This is a genomic window from Ochrobactrum teleogrylli, assembly GCF_037482325.1.
Lineage (GTDB): Bacteria > Pseudomonadota > Alphaproteobacteria > Rhizobiales > Rhizobiaceae > Brucella > Brucella teleogrylli.
Genome location: NZ_JBBHKQ010000002.1, coordinates 930,691 through 950,455 on the forward strand (window position 1 = coordinate 930,691; position 19,765 = coordinate 950,455).

Consider the following 19,765-nt stretch of genomic DNA (forward strand, 5'->3'; position numbering starts at 1 on the left):
AATGCAGACGAGGAGGATACGAATGACCGCTAATGGCGCTGAACCGAGCGTGATTGCGCTTGCAATGGGGGATCCAGCCGGTGTCAGTCCCGAGCTGACAGCACGTCTCCTCGCTTTGCCCGATGTCAGAAAGGAAGCGCATCTCATCGTGTTTGGTGATCGCCGCATTCTGGACGAAGGTGCGCATATTGCGGGTGTTGAGCTTGATCTTCAGGAATCCACTCTCGAAAATGCACCGAACATGCCGGTCGGCAAGCACGTCTTCATTGACTTGAGGAATCTCGATCCGAAGGATGTCGTGCGCAGTGAAGCCACGCTGGTCGGCGGAACATTTGCAACCCAGAACTTTCGTACTGCATTGGAATTTGCCGATGTCGGGCATGCGCAGGCTGTTTGCTTTACGCCGTTCAACAAGCAGGCCATGCGGTTCGCCTATCCAGGTTATGACGACGAAATCCGCTTTGTTGCCGATGTGTTGGACTTCAAAGGCAAGGTGCGTGAGTTCAATGTTCTGGAGAAAGTCTGGAACGCACGCGTGACGTCGCATATTCCACTCAAGGATGTAGCTGCCACCTTGACTGTTGAAGGAATTCTCGCCGAGCTGGAACTGGCCTGGTTTTGCTTGAAGAAGGCGGGATATGACAATCCGAAGATCGCAGTGGCCGGACTCAATCCGCATGCCGGTGATGGCGGCAGCTTTGGCATGGAAGAAATTGACATCATTGAGCCTGCAGTCAAGGCGGCGAAGGCCAAGGGGTTCGATGTCGATGGTCCGTTTCCGGCTGACACAGTATTTCTGCGCGCGCTGAAGGATGGCTTTCAGGCGGTGCTGACCATGTATCACGATCAGGGGCAGATCGCGATGAAGCTGATGGGCTTCGACAAAGGTGTGACAATGATGGGCGGATTGCCCTTCCCCCTTTGCACTCCTGCTCACGGCACTGCCTACGATATTGCCGGGAAGGGCGTCGCCGACGTGGGGGCCACGCGCGAAGCGATCCTGCTCGCGGCACGAATGGCGAAAAGAGCAGCTGCACTTTCAGACGCGGCCTGATTTTCGACATTTTGACACTATCGGCATGGGGGGAGGCCTGTGCCGCTTAACTGGGAGGATGGACCATGAAGAAGTCTTTGCATATCGCGTGCCTGGCGGCAGGTGTGGCAATAATCGCATCATCTGCTTTGGCATTCGAGCCGACACGGCCTGTGGAGTTTGTTGTGACTGCCGGACCGGGCGGTGGCACGGATATTTTCGCGCGTACGATCCAGTCTATCATCGGTAAATATGATCTGATGAGCGCGCCAATTGTTGTCACAAACAAAGGCAGCGCAGGCGGGGCGGAAGGCTTTGTCTATACTGCTGGCTATAAGGGCGATCCTTACAAGCTCGCATTCGGAACCAACAACGCCTACCTTCTGCCAGTGCGCGCCAAAGTTCCTTATAAATCGACAGATTTGCTCCCCGTCTCGGCGCTTGCTTCGGATGAATTCATTCTTTGGGTCAATGGAAAGTCCGACTTCAAGACAGCCGCAGAGTTTATCGCCAAGGCGAAAGATGATGCGGGCATGAAGATTGGCGGCAGCCAGTCCAAGGACGTTGACCAGATTCTGACATCCATGATCAACGATGCTACGGGCTCAAAGCTCGGCTATATCCCGTTCAAAAGCGGTGGCGAAGCCGCCGTTCAGCTTGCGGGCGAGCACATCGCAGCCAATGTCAACAATCCGAGTGAGAACCTCGGTCAATGGCAGGCGGGTATGGTGAAGCCACTTTGTGTTTTCAAGGGAGAAAAGCTCAAGGGTGACGGCAAGGTTGCTGGCGACATGGGCTGGAGCGACATCCCGACCTGCAAGGAAGCAGGAATTACAATCGAAAATTACTCCATGCCACGCACCGTATGGCTTCCCGCAGGCGTCGATCAGGACGTCGTCGATTACTATGCAGGCGTACTCAAGAAGGTTGCAGAGACGCCTGAATGGGCGAAGTATCTTGCCGATAGTTCGCAATCTTCCGCCTATATGAGCGGTGGTGAACTCTCATCCTTTATCAAGAACGATGAAACAGCGGTAACAGCCGTGCTCAAGCGTGAAGGCTGGCTCGCCAACTGACGTTTTGTGCAGTCATGCAGACGCCGATGGCGTCTGCATCATTCATCAAAGGGGTTCATCCCATGAGTGATAAAGGTGAAGGCGGCATTTCCCGCTTCGTCATCGAGATGGGCGTTGCTCTCCTGACAGGCGCGCTGGGAGCGGCGGTCTGTTTCGGCGCACAACAGGCCGGTACAGGCTGGACGGAAATGGGGCCGGATGCGGGTTATTTTCCGTTCTACATCGGGCTGCTGATCATGTTCGGAAGTGCGGTCAATCTCGGTGTGGCATTTGTAAAACATCGCGGTAGCGGGGAAGTCTTCGTTGAACTCTCCCGGCTGAAACCGGTTTTCGGTTTCGCCTTGCCGCTCGTTGCCTTCGCTGCCATATCCTCGGTTCTCGGGTTGTATGTCGGCACGGCACTCTACATCGCTGGAGCGATGATGTTTCAGGGACGCTACAAGTGGTGGGCTTCCATATCAGCCGGTATCGCCATTTCCCTGTTCTTTTTCGTCATTTTTGAAATCGGCTTCAAGGTTCCGCTCCTTAAAGGCCCGGTCGAGGCTTTCTTCGGCATTTATTGATACCGGAAAGTCCGATGTCTTTGGAGGAAAGACATGGAAAACTTCAGTCTCTTGATGGATGGCTTCGCGCATATACTCAGTTTCAATCATGTTCTGTTGATGATGCTGGGTGTGACGCTTGGAATTCTGGTTGGCGTCCTGCCGGGATTGGGCGCGCCCAATGGCGTTTCCCTGCTTTTGCCGCTGACATTCACGATGGACCCTATTTCCGCGATTATTCTGCTTTCCTGTATGTATTGGGGAGCATTGTTCGGCGGATCGACAACGTCCATTCTGTTCAATATTCCAGGCGAGCCTTCCTCTGTTGCCACCACGTTCGATGGTTATCCGATGGCGAAGGCCGGACATGCGAGCCGCGCTTTGACGCTGGCATTCGTTTCCGCTGGTATCGGAGCACTGGCGGGCGTGGTGATGATTACACTGCTCTCCAGCTGGGTTGCCAATTTCGCCCTGCGGTTTTCATCGCCTGAATATTTCGCTGTTTATTTTCTGGCTTTTGCCAGCTTCATATCCATGGGCGCTCAATCGCCCTTCAAGACGCTCGTTTCCATGATGATCGGTTTTGCTTTTGCTTCGGTGGGCATGGATACGATCTCGGGCAATTTGCGCCTGACATTCGAGATACCGGAACTCATCAAGGGTATTTCCTTTCTGATTGCAGTGATGGGCCTGTTCGGGATCGGCGAATTGTTGCTGACGACGGAAGAGGGGTTACGCTTTGATGGAATCAAGGCGCGGGTGCGTCTCGGTGAGATTGGGCGTACGCTGCTGGAAATGCCGCGCTACTGGTTTACGCTTGCACGATCGACGCTGATCGGTATCTGGATGGGCATAACACCCGCCGGGCCAACGGCCGCATCCTTTATGAGCTATGGCGTGGCCCGTCGTTCCGCCCGTGATAAATCGAAGTTCGGCAAGGGGGACCCTCGCGGTATCGTGGCACCGGAAACCGCTGACCATTCAGCCGGTACATCTGCGCTTCTCCCGATGCTTGCGCTTGGCGTGCCGGGTTCGGCTACCGCTGCTGTGATGATGGGCGGCCTGATGATCTGGGGCCTCACTCCCGGCCCGACATTGTTCACGGATCGTCCGGATTTCGTGTGGGGCCTGATTGCGTCCATGTATCTTGGCAATATCGTCGCCGTTATTCTGGTACTCGCGACCGTGCCGCTCTACGCATCTATTCTGCGCGTGCCGTTCTCGATCATCGGACCGATCATTGTTGCGGTCATTTTCTCCGGTGCCTATCAGGTCGCCAACTCGATAACCGACGTCTGGCTGGTTATCGCATTCGGGGTGCTGGGTTATATCTTCAAGAAACTAGATTATCCGCTGGCGCCGTTGGTTCTCGCCATGGTTCTCGGAGACAAGGCAGAAGATGCATTCCGTCAGTCGATGATGATGTCCGGCGGCGAACTTTCCATATTCTGGTCGAATGGCTTGGTTGCGTCGTTAATGACGCTCGGCGTCTTCCTGCTTGTTTCTCCCGCCATCTTCTGGGGTATTGCCAAACTGCGCAGCCGAAAAACCGAAATTTCCTCCGGTAACAGCAATATGGCGTGACTTTGATGGATCACACAAAAGAACAGGAACACAAGTTGAAACAGACGACATCCAAATGGACACGTGAAACCTGGCCGATTGCAGCGGCGATGATCCAGTATCCCAATATGCTGCCGGATGGCAGTTCGGTGCAGGATCAGTCGCCAGAAGATTGGGCGCGCACTTTGTCTGACGTTGCGGATGCAGGGTTTACCGAACTCGATCCAACTGACAGCTGGTTGCGGCTGGCGGATTTGTCCCCGGCCCGTCTTAACGAGTTTATGTCGGTCGCCAAATCGCTTGGCTTCACGATACCTGCGATTTCCACCTCGCGGCGCAGCGTGATCGATGCACGACACGGCGACGAATATCTGGCCTATGGGCACAAGGTCATCGACACGGCCAAGGAAGTCGGCGCCAGTTGCGTTTCCTTCGGGCTTTTTGAACCGCTGACGGACGCGCAGAAACAGGCATTGTGGTTCTGGACGGTCGATGGAGCGAAGAATCCTGACGATCCGGCTATCTGGAACAAGGCTGTTGAACGCATTCGCGAACTCGGTCGCCACGCAGAGGAGCTTGGTATAGAGCTGTCGCTTGAAATGTACGAGGATACTTATCTCGGCACTGCGGACAGCGCAGTTCGTTTTGTTGAGGACGTGGGTCTCGAAAATGTTGGGATCAATGCCGATCTGGGTAATCTCATTCGTCTGCACCGCCCGGTCGAGCATTGGCAGAAGATGATGGAGAAGGTCGCGCCTTACGCAAAGTTCTGGCACGTCAAGAACTACACCCGTACAGAAGATCCAGCGTCCGGTGTCATCGTCACGCATCCTGCTCCCCTTGAAAGCGGGATCATCAATTATCGTGCAGCGATCAGAATGGCGCTGGATCACGGATTTGCCAGTCCGCTATTATGTGAACATTATGGTGGCGACGGGCTTTCCGTTGCGGCAACAAATCGTGACTACCTACGCCGCATCCTGCCTCGCGGCTAATGACCCAGATTAAGGACTGTTTTAATGACGACCATTTTCGACGCGCCGGAGGAGTTTGCCTCGACCGCTCTTGCCGGTTTTGCCAGTATCTTTAGCCGCTATGTTCGCCACGTGCGTGGCGGCGTTGTGCGCTCCACAAAGGTGCCTCACGGCAAGGTCGCTGTAGTCGTGGGCGGCGGCTCTGGCCATTACCCTGCATTTGCCGGATATGTGGGGCCGGGACTCGCGGATGCAGCCGTTGCCGGTGACGTATTTGCGTCACCTTCCACGGCGGCGGTGGCGCGTATCTGCCGGCAGGCGCATAAGGGCGGCGGTATTCTATTGGGCTTCGGCAATTACGCCGGGGACGTCCTCAATTTTGGCGTGGCCGCCGAACGTCTGCGTGCCGAGGGTATCGACGTCCGCATCGTGCCCGTGACCGATGATGTGGCTAGCGCGTCGATGGATATGCACGAGAAGCGGCGCGGCATTGCTGGTGATCTGGTCGTGTTCAAGATTGCCGGTGCTGCCGCCGAAGCTGGTCTGTCACTGGATGAGGTTGAACGCCTTGCACGTCTCGCGAATGCTAATACTGTGTCTTTCGGTGTTGCCTTCAAAGGCTGTACTTTGCCTGGCGCTCCGCACCCGCTCTTTACCGTACCGGAAGGCCAGATGGCGCTTGGTCTCGGCATTCATGGTGAACCGGGGATCAAGGAAGAGGCGATCCTGCCTGCCTCCGGTCTGGCAAGCCTGCTGGTTGAGAAACTTCTGGCGGAACGCCCCGAAGGAACGCAAAAAGTTGGCGTTATCCTGAACGGTCTTGGTGCGACCAAATATGAAGAACTGTTCGTCTTGTGGACGGCGATTGCGTCGCTGCTGGAAAAAGCTGATCTTCACGTTGTCGCTCCGGAAGCTGGTGAGTTTGTTACCAGTCTCGACATGCAAGGTTGCTCGCTGACCCTTCTTTGGCTCGATGACGAACTCGAACGCTATTGGACGGCAGCTTGCGATACGCCGGTTTTGCGCCGCGGCGAAGCAATCGCAGTCGAGCCTGCCGACGATGTGATTGCCAACGAGGATGCGGTTTCTGTTTTTGCTCCAGCCGATGAGGCGGGGCAGGCCGGTGGCATTTGCATTCAGGGTATTTTGCACGCTGTCGCCGACGTACTGGTCGAGGCCGAAGAAGAACTTGGTCGTATCGATGCTTTTGCAGGCGACGGCGATCATGGACAAGGTATGCGTCGAGGTTCTGCGGCTGCAAAAGATGCAGCGGATCAGGCTGTTAAGGCAGGTGCCGGTGCTGCAAGCGTATTGGCTGTGGCAGGCGACGCCTGGGCAGACCGGGCCGGAGGAACATCTGGCGCGCTATGGGGTCTTCTGCTGCGCTCTTGGAGCACCGAGCTTTCCGATAATGGCAAGATGGAGGATGGTGCGGTCGTTCGCGGCGGCAGACGCGCGCTTGATTCAGTGACAACCCTTGGCGGGGCGAAACCAGGCGACAAGACATTGGTTGATGCGTTTGTTCCTTTCGTGGAAACGCTCGAAAGGGCGTTTGCATCTGGCAAGACGTTGGCCGATGCCTGGAACAATGCTGCAGAGACTGCAAAGGCGGCGGCAGACGCGACGGCGCCACTTGTGCCGAAACTCGGTCGAGCAAGACCCTTAGCTGAGAAGAGCATCGGACATGCGGATGCAGGGGCCATTTCGCTGGCGCTGGTCGCGAAAACCGTCGGCAGGAAGCTGAGTTAATTTTCTATGCCATGGGGTTCTATGTCGTTTCCAGCTCGGTGCCCGATTCAATGATGATTTGAACATCCAAGCCTTGGCTGATGTATTGTAAGCCTCCCGCTCTTTTACGAGTGGGCGGCAGCGTTGAGCGGGGCAACCCGCATCGATGCAAAAACTGAATATCGATCAACCACCTACTTCGGCCTTGGGGTGATTGAGCGCGGAAACGCCCGACGTTAACTCCTGGCCCGATTTGTGGAGGCGCGTGGCATACGAGAACGCGCCTGCGAAGCCGTTACGAACTGTCCGGCAACCGCATCAGATACTGGCACGACACCGGTTTCATCGTCGATGGCAATTTTATCAATGACATTTTTCATCACGCCGGGATGATCCTCTATCGTCGCCGATGATAGGTTGTGCGCAGCGCACAACGAGACGAAAGATTGGTGGTGACGCCAAAGCTGTGATGTATAATCCCAAGGTTTTATAAAATCTGTAACGTTTCAGAAAATGTTTTGGAATGTAATGGGTATTCTCTTTATCAAGGAGCTCTGGCAGGATCGCGTGACCAAAAAATTGGGAAGAAATAGGATATTAATCTGCTAATTCAGTGAGTTATGATCATTTCCAAATTAAACTCTTGCAATGCAGATGGTTTTGAATACGATACCTGTAACGTTTCAGATTTGGGAGGAGATGAAATGTATCGATTGAAGTTCGCGACGTTGGTCGCATCGGTGTGCTGCGTAATGACCGGATCGGTATTCGCTGCCGATCTTGAAGTGACGCATTGGTGGACTTCGGGCGGCGAAGCGGCTGCGGTCAAGGTTCTGGCTGAAAAATTCAATACGCTCGGTGGGGATAAGTGGGTCGATGGTGCCATCGCCGGCAGTGGCTCTACGGCGCGTCCCATCATCATCAGCCGTATTTTGGGCGGTAATCCGATGGGCGCCACCCAGCTCAATCACGGACGGCAGGCGGAAGAACTGGTTCAGGGCGGTTTGATGACCGATCTCACGGAACTCGCTGAAAAGGAAGGATGGGCCGATTTTATACGCCCGAAGAGCCTGCTTGAATCCTGTACCTATGAGGGGCGTCTCTATTGTGTGCCATTGAACATTCATTCTTGGGAATGGATGTGGATCAACCCGCAAGCCTTTCGAGATGCTGGCGCGGAACCGCCGAAAAACTGGAACGATCTCGTTGCGGCGGGGCCAAAGCTCAAGGAAAAGAACATCGTGCCGCTGGCGACCGGTGATGGCTGGCAAGTGAACGGGATGTTGACGGTTTTGACGACAGCCATTGGTGGCAAGGACCTCTACCTCAAAGTCAATAAGGACAAGGATGCCGAAGCGGCGCGCGGTCCTGAAATGAAGAAGGTTTTCGAGGCGCTGGCTGAGGCACGCGGGCTGGCTGATCCCGGGTATGTCGGTCGCTCATGGAACGAAGCCACGAATATGGTGCTGACAGGCCGGGCCGGTACGCAGATCATGGGCGACTGGGCGCAGGGCGAATTCGGCACGGCGGGCAAGGTTGCCGGGAAAGACTATGACTGCCTGCCGGGGCTCGGCGTCCATCAATATCTCGATACGGGTGGCGATGCGATATACTTCCCCAAGAATAAGGATCCAGAAGTCACCAAGGCCCAGCTCAAATTGGCGAGCATGCTCGTTTCCAAGGAAACGCAGGTGGCTTTCAATCTCGCAAAAGGATCGCTGCCGATCCGTGGCGACATCGACCTCGATACGGCTTCGAGCTGCATGCGCGCAGGCATTGATATCCTGAAGAATCCGGACAATATCGTTCCGTCGGTTGAGCAGTTGCGTGCGCCCGATACACAGGGGCAGATCGAAAGCCTTTCGGCGGAATTCTTTTCTAATCCCGACATGACGGTCGATGATATTCAGGAACGGTTTGCGGAGATCATCGAACAGGCGCATTAGCTCGGTTGCAAGGTCTGGCATTGCTTTGAGGAGGGCAGTGCCGGATTTTCCGGCAATGGGACAGGGAGGATAACATGGCCGTTATAGAAGAGGGCAGTCGCAGAAAGCCCTCCGGAATGTTTCGCAATCTGAATGCGAAAATTGCAGCACTTCCAATGATTGCGACTGTTCTCGTGGTCTTTATCGGTTGTACACTCTGGACCGTCGCCTATTCCTTCACGTCCTCCAAATCGTTGCCGGTATGGAATTTTGTCGGCTTCGATCAATATGTCAGGCTCTTCGGCGCTTCCCGCTGGCATGTGTCTGTCCGCAATCTGGCAATCTACGGTGTTCTCTGCATGGGGTTCTCACTGGTGGTTGGCTTTTTGCTGGCGGCGCTGATGGACCATAAGATCCGTTTCGAGAATACGTTTCGAACGATCTTTCTTTATCCTTATGCGTTGTCATTCATTGTGACCGGACTTGTCTGGCAATGGATATTCAACCCTCAACTGGGGTTGGAAAAAGTCATTCGCGATATAGGGTTCGACAGTTTTCAAATGGCGATCCTGTCAAGCCGAACCTATGTCATCTACGCAATCGTTATCGCCGGGCTTTGGCAGATGACCGGACTGGTGATGGTCCTGATGCTGGCCGGATTGCGCAATGTGGATGATGAAATCTGGAAGGCCGCGCGTGTAGACGGCATTCCCAAGTGGAAAGCCTATCTCTTCATCATTCTGCCTATGATGCGCCCGGTGCTGGTGACAACAGTGGTGCTGATCGCGACCGGCATTGTGAAACTCTACGATCTGGTTGTCGCCATGACCAATGGCGGTCCGGGGATAGCGTCGGAAGTGCCAGCCAAATATGTCTACGATTTCATGTTCGGCTGGGCCAATCTTGGACAGGGGCTTGCCGCTTCGACGGTCATGCTCACCGCCGTCCTCATCATCCTCGTCCCATGGACCATGCTCGAATACAGCCGGAGGAAAGCGCGATGACGGAAGCAGTGCTGAACCGGAAAATGGAAACTGCGCTGGAGCGAACCGAGGTTCCGCTTGGCGTGGCGCAAGGCAGTGCTGCGCGGCCTTGGGGGCGCAAGCCGAAACGACACTTTGCACCTGCTACCGTCATGCTCTACAGCATCCTGTTTGTAGCCGCTGTTTACTACCTTTTGCCACTCTATGTGATGGTTGTGACCTCATTGAAGGGCATGCCGGAAATACGCCTCGGCAATATCTTTGCACCACCCGTCGAAGTCACGTTCGAACCGTGGGTCAAGGCATGGAGCCAGGCCTGCACCGGCCTTTATTGCGAAGGCATCCGCGCCGGATTCTGGAACTCCGTCAAGATCACCGTGCCAAGCGTTATCGTGTCCATCGCTATTGCTTCGGTCAACGGATATGCGTTGGCGAACTGGAAATTCAAAGGATCGGAAATCTTCTTTTCGGTCCTGTTGTTCGGGGCGTTTATTCCTTATCAGGTCATGCTTTACCCGCTTGTCATCATAACGCGGGAACTAGGCATATTCGGCACGCTGGCTGGTGTTGTGTTCGTCCACACGATTTTCGGTATGCCCATACTGACACTGCTGTTCCGCAATTATTTTGCCGCTCTGCCGCCCGAACTCTTCAAGGCCGCGCGGGTCGATGGCGCGGGGTTCTGGCGCATCTTTTTCCAGATCATGCTGCCGATGTCGTTCCCCATATTCGTGGTCGCGATCATCCTTCAGGTGACCGGAATTTGGAACGATTTCCTGTTCGGTGTAGTGTTCGCAGGAACGCAGAATTTTCCGATGACCGTTCAACTCAACAATATCGTCAACTCCATGCAGGGTGTGAAGGAATATAACATCAATATGGCCGCCACCATTCTGACAGGCGCCGTACCCTTGTTCGTTTACTTCGTATCAGGCCGTTACTTCGTACGCGGTATCGCTGCGGGCGCAGTGAAAGGATGAACCTCATGAATTCCAGTGTTTCCATTCAGGATCTGTCGCTCGATTTCGGTTCGGTCAACGTCCTGCAAAATCTCAATCTGGAAATCGGCGAGGGCGAGTTCCTTGTGCTTCTGGGACCATCCGGTTGCGGCAAGTCGACTTTGCTGAACTGTGTCGCAGGTCTGCTCGATATTTCCGAGGGCAGCATTTTTATCAAAGGTCGCAATGTTACATGGCAAGAGCCCAAGGATCGCGGCATCGGCATGGTGTTCCAGTCTTATGCGCTTTATCCGCAAATGACGGTCGAGAAAAACCTGTCTTTCGGTTTGCGCGTCGCGGGCCTGCCCAAGGCTGAGATCGACAAACGCATTAAACGTGCCGCCGAAATCCTCCAGATTGAACCATTGCTGCAACGAAAGCCCTCGGCATTGTCGGGCGGCCAACGGCAGCGCGTCGCTATCGGGCGGGCGCTTGTTCGCGATGTTGATGTGTTTTTGTTCGACGAGCCGCTGTCCAATCTCGATGCCAAACTGCGTTCCGAGTTGCGTGTCGAAATCAAGCGCCTGCACCAGAAGCTCGGCAATACGATGATTTATGTCACGCATGACCAGATCGAAGCTTTAACGTTGGCGGATCGCATCGCTGTGATGAAAGGCGGCGTCGTCCAGCAGCTTGACGACCCGCTGACAATCTACAATCGCCCGAAAAACCGTTTTGTTGCCGGTTTTCTGGGGTCGCCGTCCATGAATTTCTTTTCCGGCGAAATCGCTTCGCTAAGCGGCAAGCCGGTCTTCCACATAGGCGAAGCTGCGGTGCAACTCGACGGTTATGACGGTGCGCTGGAGCAGGGGCGGAAGGTGACGCTGGGTGTCCGACCCGAACATATCAAGCTTGATGTCGCAGACGGGTTCGAGGCCACGGTCGATCTGGATGAACCGATGGGCGCGGATAGTCTGGTCTGGCTCAAGCTAAACGGACATGCGCTGTCTGCGCGTGTCGAAGCCGGCAAGCGTTATCGGGCAGGCGATAAGGTCAGGATCGGCTTCAAAGCCGACGCCCTGTCGCTATTCGATTCTCAGTCTGAGGAAAGGCTTTAGATGAACAGCTACGCACACGCGCGATAGCGCTTCCATCATATGTGAAACGACTGACGTTCAAGAGACGGCACGAAGAGTTCGCGCCGTGACGCGAGAGCTTGTCTCGTCGAAGTCCGGTTAAAATTCAGGATCAGGTTCAAAGGATGAAAGACATGAATGGTTATTCCTATCAACTCTACAGCTCCCGCAATTTCCAACCTTTAGAGCGAACTTTGACCATGCTGCGCGATCTCGGCTACAGCAGGGTCGAAGGATATGGCGGCATCTATGCCGATCCGGCGCAACTGAAGAAAAATCTGGATACGTTCGGACTGTCCATGCCGACCGGTCATTTTGGCCTCGATATGCTGGAAAACGAAGTCGACCGTGTTCTGGAGATCGCAAAGGTTGCGGATATGAAAGCAATCTTTTGTCCCTATCTCGATGCGGATCGCCGCCCGGATACGGTTGCAGGCTGGCAGGCGTTCGGCAAACGGCTTGCCGCTGCCGGCGAACCCTATCGCAAGGCAGGCTACGCGTTCGGCTGGCACAATCACGATTTCGAATTTCGACCGCTGCCGGACGGTTCGGTTCCGCAGGAACATATTCTCGATGCGTCGCCGGAACTCGCATGGGAGGCCGACATCGCCTGGATCATCAAGGGCGGGGCCGACCCTCTTCAATGGATCGAACGCTATGGTGACCGCATCCTCGCTGTGCACGTCAAGGATATTGCGGTCAGCGGTGAAAAGACCAACGAGGACGGTTGGGAAGATGTGGGCCATGGAACGGTCGATTGGGCGGGATTGTTTGCAGCCCTGCGCAAAACGCCGGTGCGCTATTTCGTGATGGAGCACGACAACCCATCGGACGATGCGCGATTTGCCAGCCGTTCCATCGAAACCGTAAAGACACTTTGATCTGGAGAAGGAAATGACGAACACACTTGGTGTCGGCATTATCGGTTGCGGAAATATATCGGCGGCCTATCTGCGGCTTTCGCCGATGTTTCGATCCATCGAAATTCGGGCATGTGCCGATATTAATCCAGCGGCGGCCAAGGCGCGCGCTGAAGAATTTGGCATAAAGGCTCAGACCATCGACGAATTGCTGCAGAATGACGACATTGATATCGTCGTCAACCTGACTATTCCTGATGCGCATTACGCCGTCACCAAACAGATACTGGCCGCAGGCAAGCACGCCTATTCGGAGAAGCCGCTGGTTTTGTCCATGGAACAGGGTCTGGAGCTGAAGGCGCTCGCCGATGGTCGCGACCTCAAAGTGGGCTGCGCTCCCGACACATTTCTTGGTGGAGCGCATCAGCTTGCCCGGCGTGAAGTCGATCGTGGTCATGTCGGACGCATCACATCGGGCACTTGCCATGTCATGAGCCATGGCATGGAGCACTGGCACCCGAACCCGGATTTCTTCTTCAAGCGCGGCGGTGGTCCCATCCTCGATCTGGGGCCCTATTACATTGCCAATCTGATCAACCTGATCGGTCCGGTAAAACGGGTTGCGGCGCTGACCTCAGCCGCGACGCCGACGCGGACTATCCTGTCGGAGCCACGCAACGGTGAAACCATCCCGGTCGAAACCCCAACCACCATCCATGCGCTCCTTGAGTTTGAACAAGGCGCGACAATCACATTGTCTGCAAGCTGGGATGTCTGGTCGCATCGCCATGCAAATATGGAACTATATGGCACGGAAGGGTCGCTCTATCTGCCCGATCCGAACTTCTTTGGCGGTGACGTGCAGGTGGTAAAACCGGGTCAGCCTGCGACGACTGTTGAAAATTGGAGCCATCCATTTGGCATTGCGAATGAAGAACATTCCAATGGCATGATGGCGAATTATCGTACAGCCGGATTGGCCGACATGGCGACTTCTATCCTGGAAGGCCGTGACATGCGCTGTTCGCTTGAACGCGCCTTGCATGGTGTCGATGTCATGCTCGCCATTCTCAAATCGGGCGAGGAGGGGCGTTTCGTTGAGGTGGCGACAACGTGCACAAGACCTGAAGCGTTTGATATTGCCGCCGCCGAGGCTTTACTGCTTCCGGCACAAGCCGAAGCAAAGCGGGCAATGAGCTAGCTTTTTCTTTTCTCGAATAGCGCAAGCCGTTCGATCGTCGGAACGGCTTGTAGCTCAACTTGTGCTTTCATTATCCTATCGTCTGGAGCGATTTTATATCCGCTCCATTGATGCGCCCCAAAATCGCCTTGCCGAGCTGTTGTCCGGCCAGTTTGAAACTTTCCTCCACCACAATCAGGCCGGGGCGGAACCAGCGTAGAATTTGGGTGGACTGCTTCGCCGCAACATCAACTTCCTGACTGATATGCAATCCGGCATCTTCAATGCCCGCAACAACAGCCAATGCTGCTGCGCTGCCCGAACATATGATGCCATCGGGGCGATCAGGACTTTTCATCAGATCGGCGATATAAACACGAAGATCTTCAAGTGGTGTATCGAGATCAACACCTTCCAACGGCGAACCGAAGCAACCAAATTCCCGCAACCCTTCATAAAACCCATTGACCATATGGCGGTAATAGGTCAGCTGCGCTGGAGGGGTCAACAACACAAGCTTTTTGCGCCCGCGAGCGCTTAGCTCCCCCACCATCCTTCGGGCAAATGCTTGATTATCGAAGTCGTGATATGGATGGTCAATGCCTGCATCCGTTCGCCCGTGGGTGGCGAATGGAAAATCATGCTCGATCAGATAATGCACACGCTGATCGTCGGGTTCTGTACGTGAAAAAATGATACCATCAGCGGAGCCGGTCTCAACGATATAGCGTATCGGCTCAATGGGCGCTCTGGAGTCGAAATAGGGTGTCACGATCAGATGATATTGGGTCTCGGCCAAAACGTCGGCCACGCCATGAATGACCTGACTGGTAAAGCCCATGATTTCGTCCTGTGTATTGAGGACAAGTGCGATGACGTTCGTCTTGCCTGTGCGCAGTCGCACTCCCGCCCGGTTGGGGCGATAACCGATTTGGCGCGCAATAAGCTGAACGCGTTTTCGAGTTTCAGGGCCGATTTCAGGAGCATCTTTCAAAGCGCGCGAAACGGTCGTGACACCGAGCCCAGTCATGAACGCGATCGTCTTCAAAGTGGGGCGGTCATTCTCGTGGAATGATGTTGCCGGATTAAGTGGCTTCGAAGCGCCAGAACCTCGTTTGTCATTCATGCGCATTCTGTCCAAAAACAAAGGTCAATACAGGAGTTAACACCCAAACCATATTGTGCTGAACAACGAACGACAAGAACTAGTTAGAGCGTTAATATCGCAAACTATTTTCAACGACCACAGATGGGATTTTTAGGTTTGCCATACGGTTTGTATCTGACGGTGTTGTGACCCGGAAGATCGCGCGATGGACGGCACATGTGCTGAGCATTCATGCACAGGGAGGCTATCAGCCTGCAATACCGTTATACCGCGCCGCTTGTCGAGCCGGCGCTTCTGGCGATCATGTTTCACCGTATGGCTTTCAGGAGGGTGGCATAGATCCGGTTTAAAGATGTTTCGATAATATTCGCCCAAGCAATCAAGGCGATTTATGTGATATTTTAGATACATTAAGATATTAGAATTTTGATGGTTGCCTTTCCCCGCCAACGACCGGCGCGTGTATTTTTCAACCGAAGTCGATGTTTTCTAACGATAAAAGCTGAGTAATTTATGCATGTTTATTTTGTCCGCCTAGAATTCTTCTAAATCATTGTGATTGCGCGATATTTTTCGGACCTCTATGGCGTGAGACAGCTGCTATTTCGCAGATGCGGCTGTAAACATGTTGTCTGGAGCGCGCGAAGGAATGACTTCCCGGTTTTGGGATCTGACTGAACTTTATGAGAGCGAGCAGATTAGTCTGCGGACTTTTGTGCGTCGTATTGTCGGAAACGCCGCCGCAGCCGAAGATGTCGTTCAGCAGGCCTTCCTGAACCTGCTTTCTCACTATGACGATGCGGCACAAGTGCCGGGTCCCGCTTATGTGAAGCGCACAGCACGTAATCTTGCGCTCAATCACTTACGTGACGCCCGTTGCAGGGCGGATGTGGAGTTGGAAGACGATGCGCCGGAGCGTTACGCCGACGGCACGCCTTCGCCGGAAATGACGGCGCTATATCGCAGCGAGCTGCGACGTCTTTTGCAAGCCATCGCAGATTTGCCGCCGCGCCGCCGTCAGGCTTTCGTCCTCAATAGGATCGAAGGCCTCACTTACGATGAAGTGGCCGCGCGTATGGGAATTTCGCGCAATACGGTTATAACCCAGATTGTAGCGGCTCTGGCCGAACTCGACAAACGGCTCTCCGCATAGGAAGAGCCAAGGCAGTTGTGGACAGGCATGAAGGATTTCGAGACTGACCCGGTTTTCATGAAAGCGCTGGAATGGTTCGTGTTTTTGCAGGACAAAGCCGTTAGCGCCGATGACCGGCGTGCGTTCTCGGTCTGGATAGCGTCCGATCCGGCCCACCAGCTTGCTTATGAGCGTGCGCAAGCTCTGTGGCAGCGGTTTGATGCCGTGAAACCGGAATATGATAGGTACAAAGGATCGAACCGTGTCAGCAGGCGCGGGGTCGTTCTGGGCGGCTTCGCGGCGCTGGTACTGGCGCCCGGTGCCTATATGCTGTCGCGCCCCGGCTTGTTTGCGACCTACAAGACGGATGTGGGCGAGCGCCGAAGCTTTACCCTTGCCGATGGCAGCACGGTGGAGCTTGGCAGTTATTCCGCCCTTTCGGTCGAATTTTCGGACAAGCGCCGCGATCTGGTGCTGCATCAGGGACAGGGCTTCTTTCAGGTTGCCGCCGATGCGACGCGCCCTTTCGTGGTTTCCGCCAAAGGTGGCACAATTACCGCGCTTGGCACAGCCTTCGATGTCAAGCTGGACGAAGATGCCGTGACCGTTTCCGTTGTTGAACATGCCGTGTCGGTGGCCTTTGGTGATGCTGCGCCAGTTCGACTTGATGAAGGCTGGCAGCTGACGTTCATTGGTGGCACTATCGCCGCGCCGCATCGCTCTGACAGTCAGATCGTCGAAGCATGGCGCAATGATCGCGTTATCTTTGAAGATGTACCGCTGCGCCGTGTGCTAACGGAACTCGAACGTTATCGCCGGGGCAGGATTTTCCTGACCGATGCCGAAATAGGCAATATGCCGGTGACGGCGATCTTCGATACCCGCGATGCGGAAGCGGCGCTTGCCACCATTGCGGAAACCCTTCCCGTCAAGGTTATGAACGCTTCCGGCTGGGTAACAGTCGTCACGCGGCGTTAATATGACAAGAATTATCAAAAATATTTTCCGGACCGATCATTAGTTCGCGTTTCCGAGGTGTCTAACCATCTGAGGGGCTGCTTGGCGGCCGCCATGAAACAGAGTTTCCCGCCCGTCGGCGGGGTGTCAGACATTGGGGATTGCAGCATGCGCGTGGATAAGACGAGCGGAATTCACACAGGGATTGGCCAGGGACGCGCAGTTCTTCTTCTCAAATCGAAGCTATTCTTGGATCTTCTGGCAGCAAGCGCACTGGTTGCCGTCGTTTCGTTTGCGACCAACCCGGTCTGGGCGCAGGCCGCAGGTGCCGGGCAACAGGTGCAGCGTATATCTTTCAATATTGCGGCGCAGCCTTTGTCCAAGGCTCTGGTGCAATATTCCAATAATACCGGCGTCCAGCTTTTCTACGATGCCAATATCGTGCGCGGCAAGAATTCCACTGGCGCAAAAGGCTCGCTCACCCGCTCGGAAGCGCTGAACAGCATTCTGTCCGGCTCGGGCCTGTCCTATCGCATTCGCGGAAACACCGTGACCATTTCAGCCCAACAGGCTGGCGACGCGGTAGCCGTGGCTGCGGACGGTTCGCTGCTTCTCGACACGATTACTCTGCAAGGCGCAGTGGCAGGCGATACATCGGGCAGCGTTGTGGTCGAAAACTCCAGAGGCGCAACCAAGACCAATACGCCCTTAATTGAAGTGCCGCAGTCGGTTTCGGTGGTCAGCCGCAAGCAGATCGAAACCCAGAATGCGCAAAGCGTGACGGAAATCCTGCGCTATGTGCCGGGCGTGACCATTGAAACCTATGGCCCCGACCCGAAAGGTTATGACTGGATCCTGATGCGTGGCTTCAACGCCCAGTCCACAAGCTCCTATCAGGATGGGCTGCGCCAGCTTTCCAACAGCTACACCTTCTTCCGCACCGATCCCTATGAGCTGGATTCGATTGAAGTGCTGCGCGGCCCGGTGTCATCGCTCTATGGCCAGAGCGATGCTGGCGGTTTGGTCAACCGCGTCACCAAGAAGCCGCAGGCCGAAGCCTTCCATGAAGCCTCGGTGGAATATGGCAGCTATAACCGCAAGCAGTTCGGCGTCGATCTGACGGGGCCGGTCAATGAGGACAAGACGCTGCTTTATCGTATGATCGGCGTGGTGCGCAAAAGCGATACGCAGTTCGAATATTCCAATGGAGACGAGGTCAAGGACGACCGCTACATGTTTGCGCCGTCGCTCACCTGGGCGCCGGACGCCGACACGTCGCTGACCGTCTCCGGCCAGCTTTTGCGTGATGACAGCGGCGGCAGCGTTCTGCCCGCCACGATCAGCAATCTCTATCCGAACTCTCCGAATATTCTGGTTGGTGATCCCGACTTCAACAGAAGCGTGCAGAAGCAGGGCAGTATCGGCTATGAGTTCGAACATCATCTGAACGACACCTGGACGTTGAAGCAGAACCTGCGTTACGGTCAGGTGAGTTTCCTTCTCGACAATGTGCTGGCGCTCGGTCTCGGACCGACGGGGATTACCCGGCAGGCGCGCCGTTTCGACGAGAATATGAGCGGCTTTGTCGTAGACAATCAGGCAGTTGCCGAATTTGAAACCGGCAATATCGCGCATGAAGCGTTGCTCGGTCTTGACTATTCCTATTCCAACTCCGATGTCACGCAATATCGTGACCCGGCACCGAGCCTCAACCCGTTCAACCCGTCTTACGGTATTCCGATCGCCGTGCCAACGACGCTGACGCAGAGCTATCGTCAGAAATACAATCAGACCGGTGTCTATGCGCAGGATCAGATCAAGTTCAACGACAGCTGGATCGTCACACTCGGCGGTCGCTATGACTGGCTGAACCTCGACAATCACAATCGTCTCGACGACAGCGATACCGACCAGAATATCGGCAAGTTCAGCGGTCGTGCAGGTGTCACCTATGTCACGCCATGGGGGATTGCGCCTTATGTCAGCTATTCGGAATCCTTCGTTCCAAATCTTGGCACGGACAATAGCGGCAACACCTTCGATCCGTCGGAAGGGCGTCAGTGGGAAGCCGGCGTCAAATACCAGCCGAAGGAATTTGACGGCCTGTTCACGATGGCGTGGTTCGACATCGTGAAGTCGAATGTTGTTTCCTACAGCTACATCGATGGCCCGCAGGCAACCGGCGAGGTCCATTCACGCGGTCTGGAACTGGAAGGCAAAGTCAACCTTTCCTATGGCTGGGACTTCATTGGGTCCTATACCTACACCCATACCGAAATCACCGAAGACGCCGCCGCCTATATCGGCAAGCAGTCGACGATGGTGCCTGAACATCAGGCTTCGGCATGGCTGAACTACACATTCAACAGCGGCGCTTTGGAAGGCTTGAGCCTGGGCAGCGGCGTGCGTTATGTCGGTTCCAGCTATGGTGACAAGGCCAACACCGTCAAGGTTGACGGCCGCACTTTGGTCGACGCCGGTGTGAGCTACAAATACAAGGACATGACCTTCCAGCTCAACGCGACGAACCTTTTCGACAAGAAGTATTTCACCACCTGTGAAGATACTGTCAGCTGCTATGAAGGCGACCGCCGCTCGGTTATTGGCCGGGTGAAGGTCAGCTTCTAAGG

17 protein-coding genes are annotated in these 19,765 nt (G+C 54.9%); 16 read left to right on the forward strand and 1 reads right to left on the reverse strand.

Going from position 1 to position 19,765, the window contains the following annotated elements; all coding sequences use genetic code 11:
• Positions 1 to 22 precede the first annotated feature (22 nt).
• The 13 genes from WIX40_RS21870 to WIX40_RS21930 all read left to right on the forward strand — a co-directional run bounded on the left by WIX40_RS21870 (position 23) and on the right by WIX40_RS21930 (position 13,959).
• Positions 23 to 1,054 carry a 4-hydroxythreonine-4-phosphate dehydrogenase PdxA gene (locus WIX40_RS21870; protein ID WP_339442154.1) on the forward strand — a complete coding sequence of 344 codons (1,032 nt, stop codon included), beginning with the start codon at positions 23 to 25 and terminating at the stop codon, positions 1,052 to 1,054.
• Positions 1,055 to 1,119: 65 nt separating this feature from the next.
• The gene (locus tag WIX40_RS21875) at positions 1,120 to 2,109 is read left to right on the forward strand and encodes a Bug family tripartite tricarboxylate transporter substrate binding protein (RefSeq protein WP_339442155.1); all 990 of its coding nucleotides are present in this window, start codon (positions 1,120 to 1,122) and stop codon (positions 2,107 to 2,109) included.
• A 62-nt stretch (positions 2,110 to 2,171) separates the two neighbouring features.
• Positions 2,172 to 2,672, forward strand: a complete 501-nt coding sequence (locus tag WIX40_RS21880; protein ID WP_339442156.1) for a tripartite tricarboxylate transporter TctB family protein — start codon at positions 2,172 to 2,174, stop codon at positions 2,670 to 2,672.
• Between the two features lie 33 nt (positions 2,673 to 2,705).
• Positions 2,706 to 4,235, forward strand: coding sequence for a tripartite tricarboxylate transporter permease (locus WIX40_RS21885; RefSeq protein WP_121539219.1), 1,530 nt, complete (start codon positions 2,706 to 2,708; stop codon positions 4,233 to 4,235).
• 5 nt (positions 4,236 to 4,240) lie between these two features.
• Entirely contained in the window at positions 4,241 to 5,209 is a 969-nt protein-coding gene (locus tag WIX40_RS21890; protein WP_319080494.1) for a sugar phosphate isomerase/epimerase family protein, read from the forward strand.
• Between the two features lie 24 nt (positions 5,210 to 5,233).
• Positions 5,234 to 6,937, forward strand: coding sequence for a dihydroxyacetone kinase family protein (locus WIX40_RS21895; protein ID WP_339442159.1), 1,704 nt, complete (start codon positions 5,234 to 5,236; stop codon positions 6,935 to 6,937).
• Between the two features lie 296 nt (positions 6,938 to 7,233).
• Positions 7,234 to 7,329, forward strand: a complete 96-nt coding sequence (locus tag WIX40_RS21900) for an Atu4866 domain-containing protein (RefSeq protein WP_339442397.1) — start codon at positions 7,234 to 7,236, stop codon at positions 7,327 to 7,329.
• 291 nt (positions 7,330 to 7,620) lie between these two features.
• Positions 7,621 to 8,862, forward strand: a complete 1,242-nt coding sequence (locus WIX40_RS21905) for an ABC transporter substrate-binding protein (protein WP_339442161.1) — start codon at positions 7,621 to 7,623, stop codon at positions 8,860 to 8,862.
• Between the two features lie 74 nt (positions 8,863 to 8,936).
• Complete coding sequence (locus WIX40_RS21910; RefSeq protein ID WP_339442162.1) at positions 8,937 to 9,845, forward strand: carbohydrate ABC transporter permease; 909 nt, start codon at positions 8,937 to 8,939, stop codon at positions 9,843 to 9,845.
• Entirely contained in the window at positions 9,842 to 10,804 is a 963-nt protein-coding gene (locus WIX40_RS21915) for a carbohydrate ABC transporter permease (protein WP_371834163.1), read from the forward strand. Before WIX40_RS21910 ends, WIX40_RS21915 begins: the two co-directional genes overlap by 4 nt.
• 5 nt (positions 10,805 to 10,809) lie before the next feature.
• Positions 10,810 to 11,880, forward strand: coding sequence for an ABC transporter ATP-binding protein (locus WIX40_RS21920; RefSeq protein ID WP_371834164.1), 1,071 nt, complete (start codon positions 10,810 to 10,812; stop codon positions 11,878 to 11,880).
• Between the two features lie 152 nt (positions 11,881 to 12,032).
• Positions 12,033 to 12,779: a sugar phosphate isomerase/epimerase family protein gene (locus WIX40_RS21925; protein ID WP_124916195.1), complete on the forward strand. Its 747-nt coding sequence runs from the start codon at positions 12,033 to 12,035 to the stop codon at positions 12,777 to 12,779.
• 13 nt (positions 12,780 to 12,792) lie between these two features.
• A complete protein-coding gene (locus tag WIX40_RS21930; RefSeq protein ID WP_339442166.1) occupies positions 12,793 to 13,959 on the forward strand; it encodes a Gfo/Idh/MocA family protein in 1,167 nt (388 codons plus the stop codon).
• A 70-nt stretch (positions 13,960 to 14,029) separates the two neighbouring features.
• Here the strand turns inward: WIX40_RS21930 and WIX40_RS21935 are convergent, their stop codons facing one another.
• The gene (locus tag WIX40_RS21935) at positions 14,030 to 15,064 is read right to left on the reverse strand and encodes a LacI family transcriptional regulator (protein ID WP_339442167.1); all 1,035 of its coding nucleotides are present in this window, start codon (positions 15,062 to 15,064) and stop codon (positions 14,030 to 14,032) included.
• Positions 15,065 to 15,695: 631 nt separating this feature from the next.
• Between WIX40_RS21935 and WIX40_RS21940 the strand changes: the two genes are divergently transcribed.
• The 3 genes from WIX40_RS21940 to WIX40_RS21950 all read left to right on the forward strand — a co-directional run bounded on the left by WIX40_RS21940 (position 15,696) and on the right by WIX40_RS21950 (position 19,763).
• Entirely contained in the window at positions 15,696 to 16,199 is a 504-nt protein-coding gene (locus WIX40_RS21940; protein WP_339442169.1) for an RNA polymerase sigma factor, read from the forward strand.
• A gap of 27 nt (positions 16,200 to 16,226) precedes the next feature.
• A complete protein-coding gene (locus WIX40_RS21945; RefSeq protein WP_339442170.1) occupies positions 16,227 to 17,156 on the forward strand; it encodes a FecR family protein in 930 nt (309 codons plus the stop codon).
• A gap of 228 nt (positions 17,157 to 17,384) precedes the next feature.
• Positions 17,385 to 19,763, forward strand: coding sequence for a TonB-dependent siderophore receptor (locus WIX40_RS21950; protein WP_339442172.1), 2,379 nt, complete (start codon positions 17,385 to 17,387; stop codon positions 19,761 to 19,763).
• Positions 19,764 to 19,765: the final 2 nt, after the last annotated feature.

Bases quoted from the DNA above. Each gene is read 5' to 3' on its own strand.
- WIX40_RS21935 (WP_339442167.1), bottom strand. From the start codon at position 15,064: ATGAATGACAAACGAGGTTCTGGCGCTTCGAAGCCACTTAATCCGGCA.
- WIX40_RS21945 (WP_339442170.1), top strand. From the start codon at position 16,227: ATGAAGGATTTCGAGACTGACCCGGTTTTCATGAAAGCGCTGGAATGG.
- WIX40_RS21905 (WP_339442161.1), top strand. From the start codon at position 7,621: ATGTATCGATTGAAGTTCGCGACGTTGGTCGCATCGGTGTGCTGCGTA.
- WIX40_RS21930 (WP_339442166.1), top strand. From the start codon at position 12,793: ATGACGAACACACTTGGTGTCGGCATTATCGGTTGCGGAAATATATCG.
- WIX40_RS21870 (WP_339442154.1), top strand. From the start codon at position 23: ATGACCGCTAATGGCGCTGAACCGAGCGTGATTGCGCTTGCAATGGGG.
- WIX40_RS21895 (WP_339442159.1), top strand. From the start codon at position 5,234: ATGACGACCATTTTCGACGCGCCGGAGGAGTTTGCCTCGACCGCTCTT.
- WIX40_RS21910 (WP_339442162.1), top strand. From the start codon at position 8,937: ATGGCCGTTATAGAAGAGGGCAGTCGCAGAAAGCCCTCCGGAATGTTT.
- WIX40_RS21890 (WP_319080494.1), top strand. From the start codon at position 4,241: ATGGATCACACAAAAGAACAGGAACACAAGTTGAAACAGACGACATCC.
- WIX40_RS21915 (WP_371834163.1), top strand. From the start codon at position 9,842: ATGACGGAAGCAGTGCTGAACCGGAAAATGGAAACTGCGCTGGAGCGA.
- WIX40_RS21925 (WP_124916195.1), top strand. From the start codon at position 12,033: ATGAATGGTTATTCCTATCAACTCTACAGCTCCCGCAATTTCCAACCT.
- WIX40_RS21920 (WP_371834164.1), top strand. From the start codon at position 10,810: ATGAATTCCAGTGTTTCCATTCAGGATCTGTCGCTCGATTTCGGTTCG.
- WIX40_RS21885 (WP_121539219.1), top strand. From the start codon at position 2,706: ATGGAAAACTTCAGTCTCTTGATGGATGGCTTCGCGCATATACTCAGT.
- WIX40_RS21875 (WP_339442155.1), top strand. From the start codon at position 1,120: ATGAAGAAGTCTTTGCATATCGCGTGCCTGGCGGCAGGTGTGGCAATA.
- WIX40_RS21880 (WP_339442156.1), top strand. From the start codon at position 2,172: ATGAGTGATAAAGGTGAAGGCGGCATTTCCCGCTTCGTCATCGAGATG.
- WIX40_RS21940 (WP_339442169.1), top strand. From the start codon at position 15,696: ATGACTTCCCGGTTTTGGGATCTGACTGAACTTTATGAGAGCGAGCAG.